Raw genomic sequence first — 249 nt, forward strand, 5'->3', positions numbered from 1 at the left:
CGCCTATCATCACTGCCAGCGCGTAACGGCGTCCGTCCGGCGCGGTCAGCAGGCCGACATCGTTGAACCCGGCGTTGCGCCGTCCGTAATCCTGCCCGGTGCCGGTCTTGTGGCTGATCTTCCACCCCGGCGGGATCGCGGCGCGCAGGCGCGCGCGACCGGTGATCGACGCACCCATCGTGTCGAGCATGATCCGCGTCGACGTTTCCGACAGGATCTCGCCGCGCGCCAGTCGCGCCAGCGCATCGG

Annotated in this window: 1 protein-coding gene; it reads right to left on the reverse strand. The window is 69.9% G+C overall.

Translation table 11 applies throughout. The features are described 5' to 3' along the window. Positions 1-249, reverse strand: a 249-nt coding sequence (locus AC0IYH_RS33080) for a serine hydrolase (protein WP_471838620.1), incomplete at both ends; no start/stop codon positions are given.

It is taken from the genome of Pseudomonas sp. AC463, assembly GCF_979253585.1.